26 protein-coding genes and 1 pseudogene are annotated in these 22,098 nt (G+C 70.0%); 18 read left to right on the forward strand and 9 right to left on the reverse strand.

The window, feature by feature from the left end; all coding sequences use genetic code 11:
* Positions 1 to 2: 2 nt before the first annotated feature.
* Positions 3 to 524, reverse strand: a pseudogene (locus JIX56_RS25115) (Scr1 family TA system antitoxin-like transcriptional regulator); the annotation flags it as partial.
* Between the two features lie 217 nt (positions 525 to 741).
* Here JIX56_RS25115 and JIX56_RS25120 point away from each other — a divergent pair.
* The 3 genes from JIX56_RS25120 to JIX56_RS25130 are packed head-to-tail and all read left to right on the forward strand — an operon-like array spanning position 742 to position 1,411.
* On the forward strand, positions 742 to 1,089 hold the full coding sequence (locus JIX56_RS25120; protein ID WP_257543784.1) for a DUF6247 family protein: 348 nt from the start codon (positions 742 to 744) through the stop codon (positions 1,087 to 1,089).
* Positions 1,086 to 1,271: a hypothetical protein gene (locus tag JIX56_RS25125; protein WP_257543785.1), complete on the forward strand. Its 186-nt coding sequence runs from the start codon at positions 1,086 to 1,088 to the stop codon at positions 1,269 to 1,271. Before JIX56_RS25120 ends, JIX56_RS25125 begins: the two co-directional genes overlap by 4 nt.
* Complete coding sequence (locus JIX56_RS25130; protein ID WP_257543787.1) at positions 1,268 to 1,411, forward strand: hypothetical protein; 144 nt, start codon at positions 1,268 to 1,270, stop codon at positions 1,409 to 1,411. Before JIX56_RS25125 ends, JIX56_RS25130 begins: the two co-directional genes overlap by 4 nt.
* A gap of 12 nt (positions 1,412 to 1,423) precedes the next feature.
* Here the strand turns inward: JIX56_RS25130 and JIX56_RS25135 are convergent, their stop codons facing one another.
* From JIX56_RS25135 to JIX56_RS25150, 4 genes are all read right to left on the reverse strand, one after another.
* On the reverse strand, positions 1,424 to 2,884 hold the full coding sequence (locus JIX56_RS25135) for a sensor histidine kinase (protein WP_257543789.1): 1,461 nt from the start codon (positions 2,882 to 2,884) through the stop codon (positions 1,424 to 1,426).
* On the reverse strand, positions 2,881 to 3,615 hold the full coding sequence (locus tag JIX56_RS25140) for a response regulator transcription factor (RefSeq protein WP_257543790.1): 735 nt from the start codon (positions 3,613 to 3,615) through the stop codon (positions 2,881 to 2,883). Before JIX56_RS25140 ends, JIX56_RS25135 begins: the two co-directional genes overlap by 4 nt.
* Positions 3,616 to 3,817: 202 nt before the next feature.
* The gene (locus tag JIX56_RS25145; RefSeq protein WP_257543792.1) at positions 3,818 to 4,009 is read right to left on the reverse strand and encodes a hypothetical protein; all 192 of its coding nucleotides are present in this window, start codon (positions 4,007 to 4,009) and stop codon (positions 3,818 to 3,820) included.
* 59 nt (positions 4,010 to 4,068) lie between these two features.
* Positions 4,069 to 5,217, reverse strand: a complete 1,149-nt coding sequence (locus tag JIX56_RS25150; RefSeq protein ID WP_257543794.1) for a S1C family serine protease — start codon at positions 5,215 to 5,217, stop codon at positions 4,069 to 4,071.
* A 351-nt stretch (positions 5,218 to 5,568) separates the two neighbouring features.
* Between JIX56_RS25150 and JIX56_RS25155 the strand changes: the two genes are divergently transcribed.
* Positions 5,569 to 7,326, forward strand: a complete 1,758-nt coding sequence (locus tag JIX56_RS25155; protein ID WP_257543796.1) for a trypsin-like serine protease — start codon at positions 5,569 to 5,571, stop codon at positions 7,324 to 7,326.
* A 211-nt stretch (positions 7,327 to 7,537) separates the two neighbouring features.
* On the opposite strand, the gene JIX56_RS25160 is transcribed toward JIX56_RS25155, so the two are convergent.
* Both JIX56_RS25160 and JIX56_RS25165 read right to left on the reverse strand, forming a co-directional pair.
* A complete protein-coding gene (locus tag JIX56_RS25160) occupies positions 7,538 to 8,560 on the reverse strand; it encodes a LacI family DNA-binding transcriptional regulator (RefSeq protein WP_257543798.1) in 1,023 nt (340 codons plus the stop codon).
* A gap of 106 nt (positions 8,561 to 8,666) precedes the next feature.
* Positions 8,667 to 9,446, reverse strand: coding sequence for a response regulator transcription factor (locus tag JIX56_RS25165; RefSeq protein ID WP_257543800.1), 780 nt, complete (start codon positions 9,444 to 9,446; stop codon positions 8,667 to 8,669).
* Between the two features lie 212 nt (positions 9,447 to 9,658).
* Here JIX56_RS25165 and JIX56_RS25170 point away from each other — a divergent pair, with 212 nt between their 5' ends.
* The 7 genes from JIX56_RS25170 (at position 9,659) to JIX56_RS25200 (ending at position 15,155) form a co-directional block, all read left to right on the forward strand.
* A complete protein-coding gene (locus JIX56_RS25170; RefSeq protein WP_257543802.1) occupies positions 9,659 to 10,546 on the forward strand; it encodes an alpha/beta hydrolase in 888 nt (295 codons plus the stop codon).
* Between the two features lie 138 nt (positions 10,547 to 10,684).
* The gene (locus JIX56_RS25175; RefSeq protein WP_257543804.1) at positions 10,685 to 10,939 is read left to right on the forward strand and encodes a MoaD/ThiS family protein; all 255 of its coding nucleotides are present in this window, start codon (positions 10,685 to 10,687) and stop codon (positions 10,937 to 10,939) included.
* 10 nt (positions 10,940 to 10,949) lie between these two features.
* The gene (locus JIX56_RS25180; protein WP_257543805.1) at positions 10,950 to 12,101 is read left to right on the forward strand and encodes a hypothetical protein; all 1,152 of its coding nucleotides are present in this window, start codon (positions 10,950 to 10,952) and stop codon (positions 12,099 to 12,101) included.
* A 360-nt stretch (positions 12,102 to 12,461) separates the two neighbouring features.
* Positions 12,462 to 13,196 carry an LmeA family phospholipid-binding protein gene (locus JIX56_RS25185; protein WP_257543807.1) on the forward strand — a complete coding sequence of 245 codons (735 nt, stop codon included), beginning with the start codon at positions 12,462 to 12,464 and terminating at the stop codon, positions 13,194 to 13,196.
* Positions 13,197 to 13,622: 426 nt separating this feature from the next.
* Positions 13,623 to 14,462 carry a sulfurtransferase gene (locus JIX56_RS25190; protein ID WP_257543809.1) on the forward strand — a complete coding sequence of 280 codons (840 nt, stop codon included), beginning with the start codon at positions 13,623 to 13,625 and terminating at the stop codon, positions 14,460 to 14,462.
* A gap of 47 nt (positions 14,463 to 14,509) precedes the next feature.
* Positions 14,510 to 14,797, forward strand: coding sequence for a DUF1416 domain-containing protein (locus JIX56_RS25195; protein ID WP_031121416.1), 288 nt, complete (start codon positions 14,510 to 14,512; stop codon positions 14,795 to 14,797).
* A gap of 88 nt (positions 14,798 to 14,885) precedes the next feature.
* Positions 14,886 to 15,155: a DUF3099 domain-containing protein gene (locus tag JIX56_RS25200; protein ID WP_257543811.1), complete on the forward strand. Its 270-nt coding sequence runs from the start codon at positions 14,886 to 14,888 to the stop codon at positions 15,153 to 15,155.
* Between the two features lie 51 nt (positions 15,156 to 15,206).
* Here the strand turns inward: JIX56_RS25200 and JIX56_RS25205 are convergent, their stop codons facing one another.
* Positions 15,207 to 15,569, reverse strand: a complete 363-nt coding sequence (locus tag JIX56_RS25205; RefSeq protein ID WP_257543812.1) for a DsrE family protein — start codon at positions 15,567 to 15,569, stop codon at positions 15,207 to 15,209.
* A gap of 199 nt (positions 15,570 to 15,768) precedes the next feature.
* On the opposite strand from JIX56_RS25205, the gene JIX56_RS25210 reads away from it, so the two are divergent.
* The 7 genes from JIX56_RS25210 to JIX56_RS25240 all read left to right on the forward strand — a co-directional run bounded on the left by JIX56_RS25210 (position 15,769) and on the right by JIX56_RS25240 (position 21,641).
* Positions 15,769 to 16,530, forward strand: coding sequence for a hypothetical protein (locus JIX56_RS25210; RefSeq protein WP_257543813.1), 762 nt, complete (start codon positions 15,769 to 15,771; stop codon positions 16,528 to 16,530).
* Positions 16,527 to 17,438, forward strand: coding sequence for a hypothetical protein (locus JIX56_RS25215; RefSeq protein ID WP_257543814.1), 912 nt, complete (start codon positions 16,527 to 16,529; stop codon positions 17,436 to 17,438). The genes JIX56_RS25210 and JIX56_RS25215 overlap by 4 nt, the downstream gene beginning before the upstream one ends.
* Positions 17,439 to 17,776: 338 nt before the next feature.
* A complete protein-coding gene (locus JIX56_RS25220) occupies positions 17,777 to 18,589 on the forward strand; it encodes a hypothetical protein (protein ID WP_257551099.1) in 813 nt (270 codons plus the stop codon).
* A gap of 283 nt (positions 18,590 to 18,872) precedes the next feature.
* Positions 18,873 to 19,448, forward strand: coding sequence for an FABP family protein (locus JIX56_RS25225; protein ID WP_257543815.1), 576 nt, complete (start codon positions 18,873 to 18,875; stop codon positions 19,446 to 19,448).
* 15 nt (positions 19,449 to 19,463) lie between these two features.
* Positions 19,464 to 19,931, forward strand: a complete 468-nt coding sequence (locus tag JIX56_RS25230; protein ID WP_257543816.1) for a Fur family transcriptional regulator — start codon at positions 19,464 to 19,466, stop codon at positions 19,929 to 19,931.
* 10 nt (positions 19,932 to 19,941) lie between these two features.
* On the forward strand, positions 19,942 to 20,907 hold the full coding sequence (gene ygfZ / locus JIX56_RS25235; protein WP_257543817.1) for a CAF17-like 4Fe-4S cluster assembly/insertion protein YgfZ: 966 nt from the start codon (positions 19,942 to 19,944) through the stop codon (positions 20,905 to 20,907).
* A gap of 29 nt (positions 20,908 to 20,936) precedes the next feature.
* Positions 20,937 to 21,641: a class I SAM-dependent methyltransferase gene (locus JIX56_RS25240; protein WP_257543818.1), complete on the forward strand. Its 705-nt coding sequence runs from the start codon at positions 20,937 to 20,939 to the stop codon at positions 21,639 to 21,641.
* On the opposite strand, the gene dtd is transcribed toward JIX56_RS25240, so the two are convergent.
* Positions 21,619 to 22,044, reverse strand: a complete 426-nt coding sequence (gene dtd / locus JIX56_RS25245) for a D-aminoacyl-tRNA deacylase (RefSeq protein WP_257551101.1) — start codon at positions 22,042 to 22,044, stop codon at positions 21,619 to 21,621. The genes JIX56_RS25240 and dtd overlap by 23 nt on opposite strands.
* Between the last annotated feature and the right edge of the window lie 54 nt (positions 22,045 to 22,098).

Raw genomic sequence — 22,098 nt, forward strand, 5'->3', positions numbered from 1 at the left:
CGGACAGGCCGCCGCACCGCCCCTACGTCCATGATCACGCGAACACTCGGCGCCGGTTGCCGGTGGAGCAGTTCCTGCCGCCCCATACGCGCGGCCACCTGTTCCTCGAACTCCTCGCCGTTGTCTGCCGTTGTCTGGGCTCTGGACAACCCTGACAACACCGTGCGGGCGTAGTCCTCGGTCTGCAAGAGGCCGGGTACGCGGAGCTGGAACATCCACAGGATGCGAGCCGTCGCCTCCAGTTCCATGTACGCCTTGTACTTGTCCTTGATGACCTCTCTCTGCGTGTCCTTCCACAAGCGAACCAGCAGGTCACCGGAGTCGTAGTAGGTGTCCAGGTCCTCCATGACCGCCCGCTTGGAAAGCCGCTCACCCTTCTCCAGGCGGAAGAGATAGCTCTTGTCGTACGACGTCTCGGCGGCCAGTTGCGCCAGCGTCTTGCCCGCCTTCTCCCTCAGGAATCGCAGCGTCCGACCGAGCGCGGCCCGCCCCGATCCCCGCTCCCCGTCAACCACTTCGCCCATGTCACCCCTCCCCGTTGCCTGGCGCTCCAGACAACGCCACTGGTGTGCACGACCTCATGGCAGTGAATGCGATCTTCGATGAAGAGTTCGACCGACGGGCGGACGTCTCGGCCGACCCGTACGCGTCGTGGCCGGAGCCGGTGCGTGGACGAACCACGCGGGGGCGGTGAGCGTGACTATGGTCGTAGACACGGCACGACGAAGGAGGCCCTCGATCATGGCTCCCCACGCTACGGAATCCGATCCGGCGATCCCTCCCATGCCCGAGCGGACCCCGAAGGCGCTGCGCAGGGCCATCGTCGAGAACGCCCCCTTCCTCCTCCCCGACTTCGACGAGCATTGGAAGCGGGCGATTGCCGACACGTACGATCTTGGCCCCGTGCCTGCGTTCATGGCCCGCTGGTGGGTCGAATACGCGATCGCCCGTGATCCGAAGCTCGACGCCTACGTGACCGATCTCCACCACCGTGCGGCAGAGGCCACCGACATTGCTGAGGCCAAGGCACTTATCGAGGAGTCGTCCAATATTCGACACCGGGCACATCGGCTGGAGCCTGGCCAGTGACCGACGACGGATTCATGGGGCCGCCCTGGCAGATGGACTGGACACTCAAAGCCCAGGCTGTCCGCGATTCGCTGCCCGAGCAGGTGCGGAAGATGGTCGACGACGCGCGCGCCGAGCTGGTCACGGCCAAGGACCCCTACTCCGCGGCGTCGACGCCGATGCGGATCTTCCTGCGGGCATGAGTGTCCGGCCGCTGCGGTCCAACGATCCGAAGGGGCGCCGGATCTTCTTCTTCGACGACTGTAACGGCTGGCTGATCTACGACTTCGTGCCTCGTACGGAGGACCCGCAGATTGTCGTGGACGAGGTTTTCTGGCAATGAGCCAAGATCTCTCTATGAGGCGTCCGGCGGAGCCGTAGCCGCCCCCGGCAGCCGCACCGTAGCCACCGTCCCGCCCCCCTCCGCACGGGACAACGACACCTCGCCGCCCGCCTGCTGCACCGTACGCGCCACGATCGACAGACCCAGACCCGAGCCCGGCAGGGCCCTCGCGCTCGGTGAGCGCCAGAAGCGGTCGAAGACGTGGGGGAGTTCGTCGGCGGGGATGCCCGGGCCGTGGTCGCGGACCGTGAGGACACCCGTGTCCAGGGCGACCTCGATCGTGCCGCCCTCGGGGCTGAACTTCACCGCGTTGTCGAGGATGTTGACGATCGCGCGCTCCAGCGCGGACGGCTCGGAGCGGACGTACCAGGGCTGAAGGTCCGCCGTGATCGTCAGCTCGGGGCCGCGCAGCCGGGCCCGGCGCAGGGCCGCTTCCACGGTCTCCTGGAAGTCCACCACCTGGAGGTGACGGCCTCCCTGCTGGCCCGATTCCGAGCGCGACAGTTCCTGCAAGTCGCCTATCAGTGACGCCAGTTCGGTCATCTGGGCCTTCACCGAGGCGAGCAGGGCCTTGCGGTCCTCCGCCGGGATCGGGCGGCCCGTCTCCTCGCTGCGGGTGAGGAGTTCGATGTTCGTGCGGAGGGACGTCAGGGGCGTACGGAGTTCGTGGCCCGCGTCCGCGATCAACTGCTGTTGCAGTTCCCGGGAGTTCGCCAGGGCGCTCGTCATCGAGTTGAAGGAGCGGGAGAGGCGGGCCACCTCGTCCTCGCTCTCCTCCTCCACCGGGATACGGATGCCCAGGTCCTCCGTCCGCGCCACATGCTCGACCGCCTCGGTGAGCTTGTCGACCGGGCGCAGACCCGCCCGGGCCACGGCCAGACCGGCCGCTCCGGCGCCGACGACTCCGATGCCGGAGACGAGGAGGAGGATCAGGGCGAGGTCGTTGAGGGTGGACTGGGTGCCCTTGAGGGGGAGGGCCGCGAGGATGGCCGCGTTGGACGTTTCCCCCGTCTGCGCGTTGGTGAAGCTCACCGGCTGGGCGATGACGCGCACGTCGTTGCCGTCGGAGTCGGTGCTGTTGTGGTAGATCGCCCGCGTGCGCTCCGTGGCGTTGACGACGTCCTTGTCGGTCTGGGTGACCTTGACCGTACCGGCGGAGAACTCCAGTACACAGGGTGTGCCGTTCTCCAGGACCACCTGGAAGTAGGTGTTCCGGGGGCCGAAGCGGGGGTTCTCCTCGCTCGGGGTCTGCGTGCAGTCGTTGATGGCGTTCACGGCCTGCTCCTGGATCGCCCCGCCGATGCGGAGCGACTTGTCGAGCTCGGCGTCGATCTGGTCGTACAGCTTCCCCTGCACGATGAACCAGCAGGTCACCGACACCGCCGCCACAGCGAACGCCACCGCCGCCGCGACCAGCATCGACAACCGGGCCCGGATCGGCAGGGACCGGTACCGGCGTACCAGCTTGTTCACTCCGCGCCGCCTTGTCGCAGGACGTACCCGACGCCTCGGACGGTGTGGACGAGCCGCGGCTCGCCGCCCGCCTCGGTCTTGCGGCGCAGGTACATGACGTACACGTCCAGGGAATTGGAGGACGGCTCGAAGTCGAAGCCCCAGACCGCCTTCAGGATCTGTTCGCGCGTGAGGACCTGGCGCGGGTGGGCCATGAACATTTCGAGCAGCGTGAACTCCGTACGGGTCAGCTCCACCGGCCGCCCGCCCCGCGTGACCTCCCGCGTCGCCAGATCCATCCGCAGGTCCGCGAAGGTGAGCGCCTCGTCCACCTCGGCCGTCTCGTCCACGGCGGCCGCGTAGGAGCTGCGGCGCAGCAGCGCGCGGACACGGGCGAAGAGTTCGTCCAGCTCGAAGGGCTTGACCAGGTAGTCGTCCGCGCCGGCGTCGAGGCCGGTGACGCGGTCGCCGACCGTGTCGCGGGCCGTGAGCATCAGGATGGGTGTGGTGTCGCCCGCGCCGCGGATCCGCCGGGCGGCGGTCAGACCGTCCATGCGCGGCATCTGGACGTCGAGGATCACCAGGTCGGGCTTGTACGCGGTCGCCTTCTCCAGCGCGTCCGCGCCGTCGACGGCGACCTCGGTGCCGTAGCCCTCGAAGGCGAGGCTGCGCTTGAGTGCGTCGCGCACCGCCGGCTCGTCGTCGACGATGAGGATGCGCTGGGGTTCGGGGGCGCCTTCGGTGGGGCTCATGGTGGTGTCGTTCCTCGGGTGGGGTCGGTTACGGGCCGGGGGCGCCGTGGGGGCTCGGGGGCGTGGTCCGGGGCGGGGTGCGTTGTGGCTGATCGCGCCCACGGGGCGGAGCCGCATGGTGACACAGTCCCGCGCCCCTACGGGGCGCGCGTACCGGCCCTAGCCTTGCACGTTCCCTCGGCCACGCAGTAGCCCGTGAGGATCAGCCGCGAACCGTACGGCGGTGCGGCCGTGCCGCCGTGTTGCGGCGGGCGGTCGCGGGTGCCGTGGCCACCTCGGGGGCGCGGGTCACCGGCGGGTGCAGTGCGGCCGCCACCGCGAGGGCGAGGCCCAGCCCGGCCGGGTCGCCGGCGGTCCCGACGGTGTGCGAAATCCGCGCGATCTGCCTGTTCATGTCGAACTCCTTGGACTCAGCGGGACGGGAAGGGAACTACCTGGTCGGAGGGCTGGACCTCAGTCCGAGCCGCCCGCCCGCAGCGTGCTCAGGTCGGACTTGACCGTGTTGACCGGGATGGCGAAGCCGAGGCCGACGCTGCCGGCGCTGGAGGACGTGGCGTCCGCGGCGGAGTACATCGCCGAGTTGATCCCGATGATGTTGCCGTTCATGTCGATGAGGGCGCCGCCGGAGTTGCCGGGGTTGAGGGAGGCGTCCGTCTGGAGCGCCTTGTACGTGGTCGTGGAGGAGCCGGTGTCGCCGTTGAACTCCTGGCCGCCGAACTCGAACGGCCACTGCCCGCCGCCCTGCTGTTGCTGCTGCTGACCCTGGCTCTCGTCCGTCGAGACCGTCACATCACGGTCGAGCGCGGAGACGATGCCGCTGGTCACCGTGCCGGTCAGACCCTCGGGGGAGCCGATCGCCACGACCTCGTCGCCGACCTTGACGCCGTCGGAGTCGCCGAGGGTGGCGGGCTTCAGCCCGGAGGCGTCCCGCAGCTTGATGAGGGCGAGGTCCTTCTTGCTGTCGGTGCCGACCACCTCGGCGGTGTAGGACTTGCCGTCGCTGGTCGTCACCTTGATCTCGGAGGCGCCGGAGATCACGTGGTTGTTGGTGATGATCTCGCCGTCGCTGGTGATGATCACACCGGAACCGGTGGACTCACCCGCGTTCGAACTGGCGCTGATCTCCACGATGCTGGGGGAGACCGCCGTGGCGACCCCGGAGACCGTGCCCTTCTGGCTGGTCGGCACCACGCTCGTGCTGGTGGAGCTGGAGGCGGTGGTGTTCGTACCGGTCAGCTCCTGGATGCCGTACGCCGTCCCGCCGCCTATCGCCGCCGCGACGATCGCCACGGCAGCCAGCAGGGCGAGCGGACCCCGGGCGCGCTTCCTCGGCGAGGGCGAGGGCGAGGACGCGGGGGCGGAGACGGAGGCCGAGTCGGAAGCGGAGGAGACCGGCTCGGTGAGGAGCGCGGTGGGGGCCGAGGCCGCCGCGGCCGGGTCATACGCCGGCGGGGGCGGCCACTCCGGGTTCACCGGGGCGGAGGCCTGCTGCTGGAGGTACGCGGGCTGCTGCGGGGTCTCGCCCTCGGCGTACCCGGAGTGCTGCTGCTGACCCTGGAGGGGGTTCTCGTACTCGCCGCTGCGGCGGAAGCTCTCGGTCATGACTCAGAGCCTGCCGCCCGACCATGAGACCTTCCTGAGTGCTTCCTGAGAAGCCCGCCAGAACCTCGTACGCCCCCTGTAAAGGCGCTGGGCCACTGCCCGGAAGGGAAACAAAAGGTTGCCGTGCGGTGATATCGCGGAACGCGGCATCCGAATACTTGTCCGACCCCTGGGATTCCTGTGATTCCTGTGTACGACGGGACGTACGAGTCCTACGATCACCCAGCCGGAGGGGGGCTCCGCGATACGACCCGTGGCCGGGACAACCGGGTACGGGGCGGTCGGCGTCGTAACGCCCTGCTCGGGCTGCCCACGACACCCACCCGCACCCTCGCATCCCAGGAGCCCTGCGTGATACGTGCCTTCAAGGCACTTCCGGCCGCCGCCCTCGCGCTCGCGCTGAGCGGCGCCGGCGTCCTCGCGGCGCAGCCCGCGACAGCCGCCGACGCGTCGGACCGGCCCTCCGTCACCCTCGACCAGCCCACCGCGCCGAAGGCCTCCGCCAAGGAACTCCGCCAACGTGTGATCAAGGCGGCGGAGGACCAGGCGAGACCGGCGACGGACGACTCCGCCGACGCGTCCGAGGACTCGTCGGACGCCTCGAACCAGTCCCCCTTCATCATCGGCGGCAGCGAGACGACCATCTCCACCGCCCCGTGGATGGTCCAGCTCGCCTACTACGACTCGACCACCGACGAGGGCTACTTCTGCGGCGGCACCCTGGTCGCCCCGAACAAGGTCCTCACGGCCGCCCACTGCGTCTCGGGCCTCGACTGGGAGACGAACGGCGCGGTCCTGGCCGGCACGACCGACCTCTACGACGACACCACGGGCACGGTCGCGGGCGTCCTGCGCGACTGGGAGCACCCGAAGTACGACGAGAGCACGATCAAGAACGACGTCGCCGTCCTCACCCTGGACCGCCCGCTGGAGCAGAAGTGGCTGCGCCTGGCCGCGTCCGACGACAGCGCGCTCTACACCGCGGGCACCAACGCCACGGTGTACGGCTGGGGCCTGACCTCGGGCGGTGCGGACGCCCAGCTGTCCGCGAAGCTCAAGAAGGCGACGCTGCCGCTGGTCAAGGACACGACCTGCGACAGCGCCATGAAGTCGATCCTCGGCACGGACTACTTCGCCGAGGGCTCCATGGTCTGCGCCGGCACCCCGGCCTCCGGCGGCGACGAGGGCACCACGAGCACCTGCAACGGCGACTCCGGCGGCCCCCTCGTGGTCGGTGGCAAGGTCGTCGGCATCGTCTCGTGGGGCGTCTCGGGCTGCACCGCCAAGGGCGCCTACCCGGTCTTCACCAAGGTCTCCGCGTACACCTGGGCCGCCCAGCCCCGGATCGACGACACCGACCTGACGTACGACGGCCGCGCCGACCTCCTCGCCCGTACGCCCTCCGGGAACCTCTTCCAGCAGGACAGCAAGGGCACGTCGCTCGCCACGCGCGCGTACCAGGGCAACGGCTGGCAGAGCGCGAGCTGGGGCATGCAGGCCGACCTGGACCGGGACTTCTACCAGGACCTGATCATCCGGGACAAGAACGACGGCAAGCTGTACCGCAGCTACATGAACCACTCCACCTGGGAGTGGACGTGGATGCAGATCAGCTCCGTCTGGGGCGGCTACAAGTCGTACGCGATCCCCGGTGACATGACCGGCGACGCCCTCCCCGACCTTCTGGCGCTCGACGCCGACGGCTCGGTCTACCTCTACCCCGGCAAGGGCAACGGCCAGTTCAACGCCAAGACCCGGGTGATCAACAAGGCCTGGAAGGGCGCCAAGCTCCTCGGCCGCGGCGACCTCTCCGGCGACGGCAAGCCCGACCTCCTGGTCCGCTTCTCCGACGCCTCGCTCTACCTCTACAAGGGCACCGGCAAGGCCTCGACCCCCTGGTCCCCCCGCATCAAGGCCCGCACGGGCTGGACGTTCACGGCCTACGTCACCAACGGCGACGTCACCGGCGACGCCATCGCCGACGTCATGGCCCGCGACTCCGGCGGCACCCTCTGGCTCTACCCCGGCACGAACAAGGCCTCGACCTCCCTGTTCGCCAGCCGTATCAAGCTGGGCACGGGCTACAACCAGTACAACGCGCTGTTCTAAGAAAACCGATCACGACAAGGCCCGCGCCCCGTTTCTCGGGGCGCGGGCCTTGGTGCGCTTGGGGGTCGAGGCCAACAACGGGCCTTTAAGGGGCGTGGGCCTTGGTGCGCTTTGGGCACGAGGGCAACCACGTGCTTTCAAGGGGCGCGGGGAACTGCGCGACCAGCCACGACGAACCCGCAGCCGACAACGAACCCACCCCGCTACGACGCTATCCGCACCCGCAAGACCGCCGCGCGACCAGCTTCGACGGAAACAGCTTCACCCGCTCACCCCGAGACCCGGCCACCCGAATCCCGTCATCGAGCACCAGATCCACCGCGGCCCGAGCCATCCCCGTACGATCCGTCGCGACCGTCGTCAGCGGCGGATCAGTCAGCGCCGCCTCCTTGACGTCATCGAACCCGGCCACGGCCAACTCGCTCGGCACCTCGATACGCAACTCACGCGCCGCCCGCAGCACACCGATGGCCTGGTCGTCCGTGGAACAGAAGATCGCCGGCGGCCGATCCGGCCCGGAGAGCAGCTCCAGCGCCACCTTGTACGCGTCGTACCGGTTGTAGAGCGCCTGGAAGAGGCGCCCCTCGGTCGAGATCCCGGCCTCGTCCATCGCCCGGCGCCAGCCCTCGACGTGGTCGGAGACGGGGTCGCCGACGAGCGGCGTCTCGGCGATGCCACCCATACAGGCCACATACGCGTAGCCGTGCGAGAGCAGATGGTCCACGGCGAGCTTCGCCCCGCCGACGTCGTCGGTCACCACGGCCACGTCGTCGATCGCCTCGGGCCGCTCGTGGAGCAGCACGACCCGCGCGTCCCACGCGTCGATCTCCGCAGCGGCGTTGTCGTTGAGGGCGTGGCTGACGAGGATCAGCCCGGAGACCCGCATCCCGAGGAACGCCCGCAGATAGTGGACCTCGCGCTCGGCGACGTAGTCGGTGTTGCCGACCAGCACCATCTTTCCGCGCTCGGCGGCGGCCTGCTCGACCGCGTGGGTCATCTCCCCGAAGAAGGGCTGGCGCGCGTCCGGCACGATCATGCCTATGAGATCGGTGCGCCGCGACGCCATCGCCTGGGCGACGCGGTCGGGCCGGTACCCCAGTTCCTTGATCGCGGCGAGGACACGCTCGCGCGTGGCCGGGGCAACCGGCCGGGGTCCGTTGTTGATGACGTAGCTGACGACGGCGGTCGATGTACCCGCCAGTCTCGCCACGTCATCCCGAGTCACCTTGGCCACGCGCGGAGTCTACGCGGATGGAACGCCCCTGGGCAGGGCGTACGCCGGCTTCCCTGTGCGGGAGCTGTGCGTACGGCGCCCGCCGGGGACCCGATGGGGTCGGCCACTACGCCTCGGCCGCGATCTCGGCGGGGTCCAGGGACGCCGTCTCGTCCGCATCCGCCGCCTTTGGCGGGGCCGCCTTGGCCTTCGCGTCGTCGCCCGCGCGCTCCGCCTTCTCCGGCGTAACGAATCGATAACCGACGTTCCGGACGGTCCCGATCAGCGACTCGTGCTCGGGGCCGAGCTTGGCGCGCAGCCGTCGTACGTGGACGTCGACCGTCCGCGTACCGCCGAAGTAGTCGTAGCCCCAGACCTCCTGGAGCAGCTGGGCGCGGGTGAAGACACGGCCCGGGTGCTGGGCGAGGTACTTGAGGAGCTCGAACTCCTTGAAGGTGAGGTCGAGGACGCGGCCCTTGAGCTTGGCGCTGTAGGTCGCCTCGTCCACGGAGAGATCGCCGTTGCGGATCTCCATCGGGGAGTCGTCGTTGACGATCTGCTGCCGGCCCATGGCCAGTCGCAGTCGCGCCTCGACCTCCGCGGGGCCGGCCGTGTCGAGGAGTACGTCGTCGATGCCCCAGTCGGCGGTGACGGCGGCGAGACCGCCCTCGGTCACGACGAGGATGAGGGGGCAGCCGGGCCCGGTGGAGCGGAGCAGCTGACACAGGCTGCGGACCTGCGGGAGATCACGGCGTCCGTCGATCAGGATGACGTCCGCACCGGGGGTGTCGACGAGAGCGGGGCCTTCCGCCGGAGCCACGCGCACGTTGTGCAGCAGCAGGCCGAGGGCCGGAAGCACCTCTGTGGAAGGCTGAAGGGCGTTGGTCAGGAGCAGCAGAGAACTCATACGTCTGGTTCCTCCTCGGTCCCTGCGAGGACATGTGCGGCACTGCGGCACAGCGATTGCGACTGTGGAGCTTCACAGCGTTCTGCTCTGCGATCCCGGGCCCGTACACCTGCGGTCACCTGGCGTTTCCCGCTCGTATACAACGCTACCGAAAGCACAAAAGGACCCGGGGGCTACGTTGCCCGAGTCCTCTGTCCAGCAGAATAGCCCACATGAGTGCTGGTCCGGCAGGTCATGTGACGCGATCTTTCGACATTCCGAACTCTGAGACGGCCGATCAAACCCCTTCGCGGCCGCCCCGAGCCCGTTTGCGCAGGTTTCTGCGCACTGACGACGGGGTGAACATCGAGGCCGTATACGACCCGAAAGCCGTTGTATACAACGCCTCCGGCAACACCGGAGCGCCATCCTCCGGCCACCTTGCCGTTGTCGTCGCCCACGGCTTCACGGGCGACGCCAATCGTCCGCATGTTCGAAGAGTGGCCGAGATGCTCGCCCGGTACGGGTCCGTCATCACCTTCTCCTTCCGTGGCCACGGACGATCCGGCGGCCACTCCACGGTCGGCGACCGCGAGGTCCTCGACCTGGCCGCGGCGGTCCGCTGGGCCCGCGAACTCGGCCACGACCACATCGCCACGGTCGGCTTCTCGATGGGCGGCTCGATCGTCCTGCGCCACGCGGCGGACCCGGACGCGGGCACGGACGCCGTCGTCTCCGTCAGCGCCCCCGCCCGCTGGTACTACCGGGGCACGGCGCCCATGCGCCGCGTCCACTGGCTCGTCACCCGCCCCACCGGCCGCCTCCTCGGCCGCTACGGCTTCCGCACCCGCATCCACCACCGCGACTGGAACCCGGTCCCGCTCTCCCCGGTGGAGTCCGTACCGCTCATCGCGCCGACCCCGCTCCTGATCGTCCACGGCGACAGCGACGGCTACTTCCCGGTCGACCACCCCGAGATGCTGGCGGCCGCGGCGGGGGAGAACGGGGAGCTGTGGCTGGAGAGGGGGATGGGACACGCGGAGAACGCGGCGGGGGAGGAACTGCTGGAGCGGATCGGGGGATGGGTGACGAAGAAGGGGTCGGGCGCGGCGCCCCGCTAGCCGATGGCGCCTGATGATCCAGGGCTCTTCAGGGGCGCGAGGAACTGCGCGATCAGCCCCCACCGACCCGCGGTTTCCCCGCTACGCGAACTCCCCCGTAGCCTGATCCCTGTCACGACTAGTCACAGAGGAACGCAGATGCCAAAGGGCACCGTCCGCTACTGGGCCGCGGCCAAGGCCGCAGCCGGCATCGCCGAGGAGCCCTACGACGCGGCCACCCTCGCGGACGCCCTGACCGCGGCCCGAGAGCGACACCCCGGCGAACTCACCCGCGTACTGCGGCGATGCTCGTTCCTGGTCGACGGAAACCCCGTGGGCACCCGTGAGCATGAGACGGTACGTCTGGCCGAGGGCGGCACGGTCGAGGTGCTCCCGCCGTTCGCAGGAGGGTGACCCCCACATCATGAGCAACCAGCCGTACGGGCACGAGGGCCACCAGGGGCACCACGGGCACCAGGGCTACGAGGGGTACCAGCAGCCCCAGCAGGCCCAGCACTACGGGGCCCAGGCGCAGCCGCAGTGGCAGGGCTACGACGAGAGCCAGCAGTACACCCAGCAGTGGGAGGGCCAGACCTGGGAGACCCAGATCCAGGCCCAGGCCCAGGCCCAGACCGCGGCCGCGGCCGACCTGACGGAGACGGCGTACGTGCCGGCGCAGGCGGACGGCCAGTACGCGCAGTACGGCCAGTACGCGCCCCAGCCCCAGCCCCAGCCGCAGGCTCAGGCCCAGCCCCGGACCGCCCCCGTGGCGGAGCCAGAGCCCGGCTACGGCCCCGCGACCGTCACCGGCAACACCCGGGTCACCGACGCCCAGCGGGCGCGGGCCGAGGGCCGGTCGCCGATCATCGAGCCCGGGATGCAGCCCGCGCTGATCACGGCCGTTCTGGGCCTGCTGCTGGCCGGGGCCGCCGCGATCGGGGAGTACGCCCTCGCCGTACCCCTGGTGATCCTGCAGGCCGTGACGGCGGCGGGCTGGTTCCGGCTGAACGGCATGTGGCCGGCCCGGCAGGGCATCGTGCTGGCCTTCGCGGGCGCGCTCGCCGCGGACGTGGCCCTCTTCGCGGCCGGCCGGGGGCACGCACCCGCCGCGATCCTCGGGACGCTGGGCGTGTGGGTGCTGCTCGGGATCGTGCTCGGCCTGCGCAGCCACGCGGACCCGGACGAGCGGATGTACGGCCTGATGGCGACGGTCGCCTCGGCGGCGCTGTCGATCATCGCGGCCGGGTACCTGGCGGCCGTGGCGGACGCGGTGACGGTGGGCGGGATCGCGGTGGCGGTGGCCGTCCTGGCCCGCGCGCTGCCGCTCCCCACACCGGCCTCGGTGGTCGTCGCCCTGCTGGCGGCGACCGGCGCGGGTATCGCGGTGGGTGGCGCGACCGACCTGGGCACGTCCGGTGCCCTCCTCGGCGGCGCGGCCGGGCTCTGCGCCCTCATTGGCCACCGAGTAGCCGCCTACGACTACCCTTCCCGCTTCGTCCACTTCACCGCGGGCGTCGCCCTGCCCCTCACGGCGGCGGCCCCGGCGGTGTACCTGCTGGGCCGCACGCTGGCCTGACCGGGCTTTTCCTCGCCCCCGCCGCCCCTACCCGTCCCATCGCCAGGGGCGCTGCCCCTTCGGCCCCGGGGCCGTCGGTCGTCTGCGGGTGGGTGGGGCTTCTCGCGCAGTTCCCCGCGCCCCTAAAAGGGGCGCGGGGAACTGCGCGACCAGCCCCCACCGGGCCCGCGGCTGGGGGTCGAAGGGGCGCAGCCCCTGGCGATGGGACGGGTAGGGGCGGCGGGGGCGAAAACCCGTCAGGCGCGCCCATTCGTCCTGTCACAGGTGATCAACAAGGCACACGAACCCACCCCAGGCCCCTCCCGGCGCGATTAGTCTCGGGACGGACCGCCCAGTGGACTACGTGGGGAACCCCGAGACATGCGCGCACTGCGAATACTTGTCATCGTCGCCGTGATCCTGGGCGGCCTCTTCGTGGTCGCCGACCGCGTCGCCGTCGGTTTCGCCGAGGACGAGGCGGCCGAGCAGCTGAAGACCAGCGAGGGCCTGGCCACCACCCCCGACGTGTCCATCAAGGGCTTCCCGTTCCTCACCCAGGTCGCGAGCGGCGAACTGGACGACGTCGAGGTCGGCATCGAGAACTACGAGGCGAGCACCGGCAACGCCGGCGAGAGCATCCGTATCGCCGACCTGAAGGCGACCATGCGCGGCGTCGCCTTCTCCAGCGACTACTCCTCCGCCACGGCCGACAGCGCCACCGGCACCGCGACCATCTCGTACGCCGAGCTCCTCAAGGCCGCCAAGTCGGAGCCGACCGATGTCGGTCTCGGCTTCACCGCCCGCGTCGTCGGCCTCTCCGACGGCGGCAAGGGCAAGATCAAGGTCGCGGTCGAGATCGACCCGCCGGCCCTCGACCCCCAGACCGTCTCCGTCCTCAGCACCGTCAGCGTCAAGGGCGACACGGTCGAGGTGCAAGCCGACTCCCTGCCCTCCGCGGGCGGCCTCGACCTCGCCGAGGACGCCGCCCGTTCGATCACCGACTTCCAGCAGGCCATCGACGACCTCCCCGGCGGCATCAAGCTCGACAAGGTCGAGGCGGCCCCGGACGGCGTCGACATCACGGTGCAGGGTTCGAACGTCAAGCTCGCCGGGTAGGACGACGGACGGCGTCCCCCGTGTACCGGGGCGGCGTCCGAAAGGCGAGACGCCGCAGTCCGTACCGTAGAGGTGATGACGGCCGCACGGGCAGCGACGGGGCTCACCGCAACGCCACCGCAGCCCCCACGCTCCCCATATCTCACATGCCGGACGATCGCGTCTCAGAATACGACATGCCGGTGACACGCCCGCCCGTCGCTCCCTACGATCGACAACCATGAAGCGACAGGCGGACCTCACGAAGCGGCGGGCAGTAGACCTGTGCCGCGTCGCCGCCATGCTCTGTCGCACTTTCTGAGCGGCAGCCCCGACTGTCGCGTTTCCCGTCGCCCTGCCCCGTCAGGGGACACTCGTGCGCGCCCGGCCCGACCGCCGCCAGGCGCCTCGCACGCCCCGCCGTAACTGCCCCGGAGGAGAAAGAGCATGAGCCGCAGCGACGTCCTGGTCGACGCAGACTGGGTCGAGGCCAACCTCGATGACCCGAACATCGCCGTCGTCGAGGTCGACGAGGACACGACCGCCTACGAGAAGAACCACATCAAGAACGCCATCCGGATCGACTGGACGAAGGACCTCCAGGACCCGGTTCGCCGTGACTTCGTCGACCATGAGGGCTTCGAGAAGCTCCTGTCGGAGAAGGGCATCGCCAACGACACCCTCGTCGTCCTCTACGGCGGCAACAACAACTGGTTCGCGTCGTACGCCTACTGGTACTTCAAGCTCTACGGCCACGAGAACGTCAAGCTTCTCGACGGTGGCCGCAAGAAGTGGGAGCTGGACGCCCGCGAGCTGGTCGACGAGGTTCCGGTGCGCCCCGCGACCGAGTACAAGGCCAAGCCGCAGAACACCGCGATCCGCGCCTTCCGTGACGACGTCGTCGCCGCGATCGGCTCGCAGAACCTGGTCGACGTGCGTTCGCCCGACGAGTTCTCCGGCAAGCTGCTCGCCCCCGCGCACCTGCCGCAGGAGCAGTCGCAGCGTCCGGGCCACGTCCCGTCCGCCCGCAACATCCCGTGGTCGAAGAACGCCAACGACGACGGCACCTTCAAGTCGGACGAGGAGCTCAAGGAGCTCTACGCCGAGGAGCAGGTGGACCTGGCGAAGGACACCATCGCCTACTGCCGTATCGGTGAGCGCTCCGCGCTGACCTGGTTCGTCCTGCACGAGCTGCTGGGCGTGGAGAACGTCAAGAACTACGACGGCTCCTGGACCGAGTACGGCTCCCTGGTCGGCGTCCCGATCGAGCTCGGCGCCAACAAGTAACCGACCCGACCGACCTTTTCATCTTCATCACCCTTCAGGAGTACGACATGTGTGGAGCGAAGGCCGGCGGCCCGGACGCCTCGACGATCAAGCCCGGTGAGACCACGATCCAGGGTCAGGTGACCAAGGACGGCGAGCCCGTGGTCGGCTACGTCCGTCTGCTGGACTCGACCGGCGAGTTCACCGCGGAGGTCCCCACCTCCGCCACGGGGCAGTTCCGCTTCTACGCGGCGGAGGGCACCTGGACCGTCCGCGCCCTCGTCCCCGGCGCCACCGCCGACCGCACGGTCGTCGCCCAGAAGGGCGGCCTGGCCGAGGTCGCGATCGCCGTCTGAGGCAGGCCCCGATCAGCTGAGGGCCGCACCCCGGGTATCCAGCCCGTGGGGTGCGGCCCTTCGCCGTGCCCGGGCCTACGCTGGAGACATGTACGCCCGCCGGCGCCACCTCTACTTCGCCATGATGGGCACGTGTCTCGCGCTCTTCGTCCTGGCCTGGGGTGTCGTACGCCTCTGGTCGGTTCCGGTCGCCGTGGGCATGTGCGTCGTCGCCATGGTCATCCCACCCCTCGCCGCCGTCGTCGCCAACCGCAGGGGCCCCGACGACCGCTGGTGGGACGACCCCTCCGGCGACCCCAAGTCCGACGAGTGGTGGGACGAGCTGGACGGGAAGAGGCGGCCGAGGCGGCAGCCTTGACCGTCGATGGACGGGCATCCCGGTAGACGGGCGTCCCAGTAGACGGGCGTCTCAGTAGACGAGCGCCTGGGTGTCGTCCGCCAGGGTCTCCTGCACGAACACCTGCGCGCCCGCGATCCGTACGCCCTTGATGACATCCTGCTCGGTGATGTCGCGGCGGGCGGCGCACTGGGTGCACAGGGTGAGGCGGCCGCCGGCCAGGATCGAGTCGAGCAGGTCGGGGAGCGGGGCGGCGTGCGGGAGTTCGAACTCGGCGGCGCGGCCCGGGAGGGCGAACCAGGCGGACTCGCCGGTCAGCCAGAGGGAGACGTCGACTCCGCTGGCCACGGCGACCGCGGCCACCGTGAAGGCCTGGGAGCAGCGTTCGGGGGCATCGGCCCCCGCTGTCACCTTGATCACGAGCTTCTTCGCCATGGCCGAATGGTAGTCCGAATCGTAATCAACCCCCGCGCAACCCGATGTGTGGGCCATGGGTCTCCTGTGCGCGGATACGGAATCCGCGCTTCACGTTCTGTGGGGGATCGCCTTGGAAGTCGCGGAAGTACCTGAAGTGCCGGAAGTGCCGGAAGAGCCGGAAGCGTCGAGAGTCTCGGAAGCGCCCGATGCCGCTGAGATGGCCGCGGCGCCGGCTGAGGCGGCTGACGCCCCTGTTCCCGCCGGCCGGCCGCGGCGGCGGCGTGGGCGTACGGCGGCGCTGATCGCCGGGGCGGCCGCCCTCGGGCTCGTGGCCGGGACCTGCACCGGCTTCCTCGTACAGGCCGACCGGGAGCCCACCAAGCTGCCCCCGCTGTCGCAGCCGGTGCTCGCACAGGCGAAGGGGAAGGGGCCCGAGCCGCTCTCGGCCGAGCAGGACCGCAAGGTGCGCACCGACGGGGACCTGCGCAAGCTGCTGCTGAAGAAGCCGAGGGGCGCGACCGGGTTCGGGACCGTGTCCGGTGACGACGGCTGGGTGGACATGGCCGGCTACGCGAGCTTCTACAAGAAGCCGGACGGCGCGTTCGCCTCGCTCGTGGAGGAGGAGTTCCGCAGGGTGGCCGTCACCGGCTGGCAGGTCGGCAGCACGTTCCGGGTGGAGATCCGCCTCGTCCAGTACCACCAGGAGGAGCTCCTCGCCGCCTCCGACAACGCCGACAACGCCTACTACTGGGCCACCGAAGAGGACGACACCGACAGCTGGCCCGTCCCCGGCACCGGCGACGGCATGGCCTACGTCCACAACCAGCCCGAGACCGAGCCCGGCTACCTGCCCTACTACACCGCCGAGGCGCACGCCTGGCGCGGCGACATCGCCCTCGAAATCTGGCTCACCGACACCAAGCCCATCCCCAAGTCCAAGATCCTCGACGTGGCCGAGCGTCAGATGGAGCGGCTGTGAACGAGACTTCTCCGGAGCTTCCGGAGCTTCCGGCCGATACGGCGGGTGAGCACGAGCCGACCGATTCAGCCCGTCCGGCGTTCGAGGCCGAGGCCGAAGGCCGATCCACCACCCACGCACCTGCGGACCAATCCGCCCAGCCGCAACTCCCCGGCGTGAGCGAGAAGAAACCCCGCCGACGCGGCCGTATCGCCGCCGTCGCGGCCTGTGTGCTGCTGCTCGCCACCACCATCGGTGCCGTCGGCTACACCGCGCGAACCGTCGACGCCGCCGACCGCGACCCGGGCGCCCCCCTCTGGAAGTTCCCGAAGGTCACGGCCGAACAGAAGAAGGCCCCCGAGCGGACCGGCCTCGCCGCCATGCTCGTCCCGTACGACGACGACGCCTGGACGCGGGGCCCCGACATCGGCGAGTTCGGCTCCGACGCCGTGCTCAGCGGCGCCCAGGCCACGGACCTGCGCAAGGAGTCCCTCCGCGACCTTCCCCGCTCCCAGCGTCGCCAGCTGGAACGGCAGATCGACCGCCAGGACATCCAGGGCATGGCGATGCGCAGCTATCTCGGGCAGGCCGAGTCCCAGTCCTCGGAGGACCAGTTCACCGCCGGCGTCGAACTGGTCCAGATGAACAAGGGCGCGGTCAAGGACATCGCGACGTTCCAGAAGGACTTCCTGGAGATCCTCGACGTCTTCCGTAAGGGCCCGAAGATCGAGGGTCACAAGAACGCGAACTGTTTCCTGCCGCCGAAGGACTCCGACGTCAAGCTCGACGCGGTCTTCTGCATCGCCGCCCAGGGAGACGTCCTGGTCACCGTCGACGCGTACGGCGTCAAGCCGATGGACACCAAGGCGGTCGCCCGGCTCGTCCGCGAGCAGCTCGACCGCATCTCCGAACCGGGGGAGGCGGTATGACCGACCAGCAGACGACGACGGACCGGGAAGGCCCCGCAGCGGACCGGGAACAGGCCCCGCCCGCCGAGCGACGCACCCCGACGAACGCCGCCGAGCAGCCGACAGCCGTAAAGGCCCCGGCCATGCCTGTTGAGCCGCCGCCGGCCGTAAAGGCCCCGGCCATGCCTGTTGAGCCGCCGCCGGCCGTACAGGCCCCGGTCACGCCTGTTGAGCCGCCGCCGGCCGTACAGGCCCCGGTCACGCAGCCCGCTCCCGACGCGGGGGACACGGTCGTCCCCGCCCAGGAGCAGCCCACCCCCCAGCCGCCGGCCGCCGTACCACCGGCATCCGCACCCCCCATGCCCGAGGCGCAGCCCCTCCCCACCACACCCCCGGTCAAGAAGGACCGCCGCGTCCTGCGGGCCGTCCTGCGCTGGACCGCCGCCGTCGTCGTGTTCGCGGCGGTCGGGACGACGGCCGCGATCGGGGTCCTCGGCATGGAGCGGACGGACGTGCCGGGCCTGGCGACGGAGTCGGACGGGCGGTGGGAGTACCCGACGCTGACGAAGCCGGCGTTGCCGTCGGGCAGCCCGGGGCCGTTCGCGGAGACGAACAAGGCGGGGGCCCACCACGCCGACCTGCGGGACCTGGTCCTGCCGGCGCCGAAGGGCGCGAAGGCGGACGCGGCGTTGCGCGGCGAGGACGGCTGGCTGCCCACGAAGGACTTCCTCAAGGAGTTCTCGCCGGAGGACGACGCCGCCGACGAGCTCGGCCAGGTGCTCACCGACTACGGCGTACGGCACATCGCCGCGCGCGGCTGGACCATGCCGGACGGCACCCGCACCCGGATCTACCTGCTGCAGTTCAACACGGCGGCCGTCGCGGACGAGATGTTCTCGCTCGAACTGACCGGCTACAACAGCCCGCGCTACGAACTGCGCGGCACCGACGGGACCATCTCCCGGGACGGGGACTTCTCCGCACGTTCCGAGCTGTTGGACATCGAGCGCGCCGCGTACGTCGAGAGCATGCCGTACGGCGAGGAACAAGTGCGGCAGGCGTATCTCTCCGCCGCCGACACCCTCGCCGTGGTCGTCCAGTCCGGGAAGGGCGCCACCGAGGCGATCCCCTTCCAGCAGACGGTCGTCCTGCAGAGCCAGCTCCTCGACTGAGCGGAACGTCGACTGAGCGAAACCTCGACCGGGCAGAACACCGAACCTGGCGAACCGCCCCGGGCCCCAGCCGCGTAAGCTGGGGCCCGGCCTTGTGTAGTACCGAACCTCCGCTCATCCGAGGAGCACCCCGTGGAGATCTTCTTCGAAGCACTGCTGGTCCTGGTCTGCGTCGGCGTTCTCGCCTTCACCGGTCTGGCCGTGAAGAAGCTGTACCAGGGCCAGCGCTGACCGGCGTCCGACCGACGCCAAGGACCCCCAGGACATCCAGGAACCGCCACTCATGATCGAGATCCCGTCCGACCTGCACAAGGACCTCGTCCCCCTCGCCTTCCTGCTCGGCGACTGGGCGGGCGCGGGCGTCCACGACTTCCCCGGTGCCGAGAAGTGCAACTTCGGCCAGGAGGTCACCTTCAGCCACGACGGCCGGGACTTCCTGGAGTACCACTCCGCCACCTGGGTGCTGGACCAGGACGGCAACAAGGTCCGTCCGCTGGAGACCGAGTCCGGCTTCTGGCGCGTCGACGCCGACCGCAAGGTCGAGATCGTCATGACCCGCGACGACGGGGTCGTCGAGATCTGGTACGGCGAGCTGGCCAAGCAGAAGCCGCAGATCGACCTGGTCACGGACGCGGTCGCGCGGACGGCGGCCTCCGGTCCCTACAGCGGAGGCAAGCGGCTGTACGGCTATGTGAACAGCGACCTGATGTGGGTCGGCGAGAAGTCGACGCCCGACGTCGAGCTGCGCCCCTACATGTCCGCGCACCTGAAGAAGGTCGTCACCGCCGAGGACGTCGAGCGCTGGGCCAAGGCCCTCCCGGACGACATGCCGGACGACGGCATCGCCTTCTTCAAGTAGTCCTAGACTCGTGGTGTGGTGAGCACCGACTGGAAGAGCGACCTCAGGCAGCGCGGCTACCGGCTGACGCCGCAGCGGCAACTCGTGCTCGAAGCCGTGGACACCCTGGAGCACGCGACCCCCGACGACATCCTCGTGGAAGTGAGGAAGACGGCGTCGGGGGTCAATATCTCGACGGTCTACCGGACCCTGGAGCTCCTGGAGGAGCTCGGGCTGGTCAGCCACGCTCACCTGGGGCACGGGGCGCCGACGTACCACCTGGCCGACCGGCACCACCACCTCCATCTCGTGTGCCGCGACTGCACGAACGTGATCGAGGCGGACGTGTCGGTGGCGGCGGACTTCACGGCCAAGCTGCGCGAGACCTTCGGCTTCGACACGGACATGAAGCACTTCGCGATCTTCGGCCGCTGCGAGGACTGCTCCCGCAAGAGTGCGGCCAGCAAGAATTCGACAACCAAGAGTTCAACTACCGAGTCGTAGGCTTAGGCGTATGAAGAGCCCTCTGCTGTCCCTGCCCGGAGCCGTCCCCGCCGAGGGCGTGGACGAAGATGTCGCCGCCCACTACGGCGACCTCTTCCGCGAACAGCGGGCCCTCGCCGACGGCGCCGGATTCGTCGACCTCTCCCACCGGGGCGTCCTCGCCGTCTCCGGCGAGGACCGGCTCAGCTGGCTGCATCTGCTGCTCACCCAGCACGTCAGCGAACTCCCCGTCGGCGAGGCCACCGAAGCGCTGATCCTCTCCGCGAACGGCCACATCGAGCACGCGCTGTACCTGGTCGACGACGGCACGACCGTCTGGGCCCACGTCGAGCCCGGCACCCAGGAGGCGCTGCTCGCGTACCTGGAGTCGATGAAGTTCTTCTACCGGGTCGAAGTCGCCGACCGGACGGACGACTTCGCGGTCGTCCACCTCCCCGCCGGTTCGATCGCCGAGGTCCCTCAGGGCGTGGCCGTCCGTGAGACGCCGTACGGCCGTGATCTGTTCCTCCCGCGCACGGACCTGGAGTCGTACGCGGAGAAGGCGGGCCCCGCGGCCGGCCTCCTCGCGTACGAGGCGCTGCGCGTCGAGCACCACCGTCCCCGCCTGGGCTTCGAGACCGACCACCGCACCATCCCGCACGAGCTGGGCTGGATCGGCACGGCGGTGCACCTCCAGAAGGGCTGCTACCGCGGCCAGGAAACCGTGGCCCGCGTCCAGAACCTCGGCAAGCCCCCCCGCCGCCTCGTCTTCCTCCACCTCGACGGCAGTGAGGTCCACCTGCCGCCGCGCGGCGCGGAGCTCCGCCTGGCGGACGACGGCCCCGACGGCCGCAAGATCGGCTTCATCACGACGTCCGTACGCCATCACGAACTGGGCCCCGTGGCCCTGGCCCTGGTCAAGCGCAACGTGGCGATCGACGCGAGGCTCCTGGCGGACACGACGGCCGCGGCGCAGGAGGTCGTGGTCGAGCCGTAGGAGCGGCGGGGACGTCTACGGTCGCGAGCATGGTCGAACACGATGCCCTCAGTGCCACCGGCGAGGCCTACGACGCCGCTGCCGACACGTATGCGCGGCTGTTCCGCGACTCGCTGCGGGACAGCCCCCTGGACCGCGCGATCCTGGGTGCCTTCGCCGAGGTCGTCCGTGCGAGTGGGGACGGTCAGGTCGCGGACCTGGGGTGTGGGCCTGGCCATATCACCGCTCATCTGGACGAGTTGGGGCTGGCGGCGTTCGGTGTTGACGCCTCTCCCGCGATGATCGAGTTGGCTCGGCAGGCCTATCCGGACCTGCGGTTCGACGTGGGCTCGATGGCGGCGTTGGACATCGCTGACGGCGTGCTCGGCGGCGTACTCTCACGCTGGTCCATCATCCACACTCCGCCGCGGGAACTCCCCGTCATCCTGGCGGAGTTCCACCGTGTGCTGGCGCCCGGCGGCCACCTTCTGGTCGGCTTTTCGGCGAGCGAGGATCCGTCCCACCCGACGCAGGTCTTCGATCACGCGGTCGCGCCCGCCTACCGGTGGTCCCCTGATCACCTCGCCGCGATGCTGCGCGAGTCCGGGTTGGCCGAGGTGGCCCGGATGGTTCGCGAGCCCCAGCCCACCGACCGACGGCAGTTCCAGGAGATCCACCTACTCGCCCGCAAGGAGGCGACCCCTCCCGCCGGCCCGCGACAGCTCCGGCGCCCTACATCTCCAGCAGCACCGTGAACGGCCCGTCGTTCGTCAGCGACACCCGCATCTTCGCCCCGAACCGCCCCGTCGCCACCGTCGCCCCCAACGCCCGCAACCGGGCGACGACCTCCTCCACCAGCGGCTCGGCGACATCACCGGGCGCCGCCGCGTTCCAGGTGGGCCGCCGCCCCTTGCGCGCATCCCCGTACAGGGTGAACTGGCTGATCACCAGCAACGGCGCGTCCACATCGCTGCACGACTTCTCGTCGTGCAGCATCCGCACGGACCACAGCTTGCGCGCCAGCTGCGCCGCCTTCTCCATGGTGTCGTCGTGCGTCACGCCGACGAGGACGCACAACCCCTCGCCCTCGATCGCCCCGACCGTCTCACCGTCCACGACGACGCTCGCGCCGTCGACCCTCTGCACCACCGCACGCATGCCGACCATCATGCCGCCGACGTCCACAGCCGTACGCGAGGGGGTCATCCTTGC

The organism is Streptomyces sp. CA-210063, from assembly GCF_024612015.1.
Taxonomy (GTDB): Bacteria; Actinomycetota; Actinomycetes; order Streptomycetales; family Streptomycetaceae; genus Streptomyces.

Bases quoted from the DNA above. Each gene is read 5' to 3' on its own strand.
- JIX56_RS25120 (WP_257543784.1), top strand. From the start codon at position 742: ATGGCTCCCCACGCTACGGAATCCGATCCGGCGATCCCTCCCATGCCC.
- JIX56_RS25130 (WP_257543787.1), top strand. From the start codon at position 1,268: ATGAGTGTCCGGCCGCTGCGGTCCAACGATCCGAAGGGGCGCCGGATC.
- JIX56_RS25140 (WP_257543790.1), bottom strand. From the start codon at position 3,615: ATGAGCCCCACCGAAGGCGCCCCCGAACCCCAGCGCATCCTCATCGTC.
- JIX56_RS25145 (WP_257543792.1), bottom strand. From the start codon at position 4,009: ATGAACAGGCAGATCGCGCGGATTTCGCACACCGTCGGGACCGCCGGC.
- JIX56_RS25150 (WP_257543794.1), bottom strand. From the start codon at position 5,217: ATGACCGAGAGCTTCCGCCGCAGCGGCGAGTACGAGAACCCCCTCCAG.
- JIX56_RS25165 (WP_257543800.1), bottom strand. From the start codon at position 9,446: ATGAGTTCTCTGCTGCTCCTGACCAACGCCCTTCAGCCTTCCACAGAG.
- JIX56_RS25170 (WP_257543802.1), top strand. From the start codon at position 9,659: ATGAGTGCTGGTCCGGCAGGTCATGTGACGCGATCTTTCGACATTCCG.
- JIX56_RS25175 (WP_257543804.1), top strand. From the start codon at position 10,685: ATGCCAAAGGGCACCGTCCGCTACTGGGCCGCGGCCAAGGCCGCAGCC.
- JIX56_RS25180 (WP_257543805.1), top strand. From the start codon at position 10,950: ATGAGCAACCAGCCGTACGGGCACGAGGGCCACCAGGGGCACCACGGG.
- JIX56_RS25185 (WP_257543807.1), top strand. From the start codon at position 12,462: ATGCGCGCACTGCGAATACTTGTCATCGTCGCCGTGATCCTGGGCGGC.
- JIX56_RS25190 (WP_257543809.1), top strand. From the start codon at position 13,623: ATGAGCCGCAGCGACGTCCTGGTCGACGCAGACTGGGTCGAGGCCAAC.
- JIX56_RS25195 (WP_031121416.1), top strand. From the start codon at position 14,510: ATGTGTGGAGCGAAGGCCGGCGGCCCGGACGCCTCGACGATCAAGCCC.
- JIX56_RS25200 (WP_257543811.1), top strand. From the start codon at position 14,886: ATGTACGCCCGCCGGCGCCACCTCTACTTCGCCATGATGGGCACGTGT.
- JIX56_RS25205 (WP_257543812.1), bottom strand. From the start codon at position 15,569: ATGGCGAAGAAGCTCGTGATCAAGGTGACAGCGGGGGCCGATGCCCCC.
- JIX56_RS25210 (WP_257543813.1), top strand. From the start codon at position 15,769: ATGGCCGCGGCGCCGGCTGAGGCGGCTGACGCCCCTGTTCCCGCCGGC.
- JIX56_RS25220 (WP_257551099.1), top strand. From the start codon at position 17,777: ATGCCCGAGGCGCAGCCCCTCCCCACCACACCCCCGGTCAAGAAGGAC.
- JIX56_RS25225 (WP_257543815.1), top strand. From the start codon at position 18,873: ATGATCGAGATCCCGTCCGACCTGCACAAGGACCTCGTCCCCCTCGCC.
- ygfZ (WP_257543817.1), top strand. From the start codon at position 19,942: ATGAAGAGCCCTCTGCTGTCCCTGCCCGGAGCCGTCCCCGCCGAGGGC.
- JIX56_RS25240 (WP_257543818.1), top strand. From the start codon at position 20,937: ATGGTCGAACACGATGCCCTCAGTGCCACCGGCGAGGCCTACGACGCC.
- dtd (WP_257551101.1), bottom strand. From the start codon at position 22,044: ATGCGTGCGGTGGTGCAGAGGGTCGACGGCGCGAGCGTCGTCGTGGAC.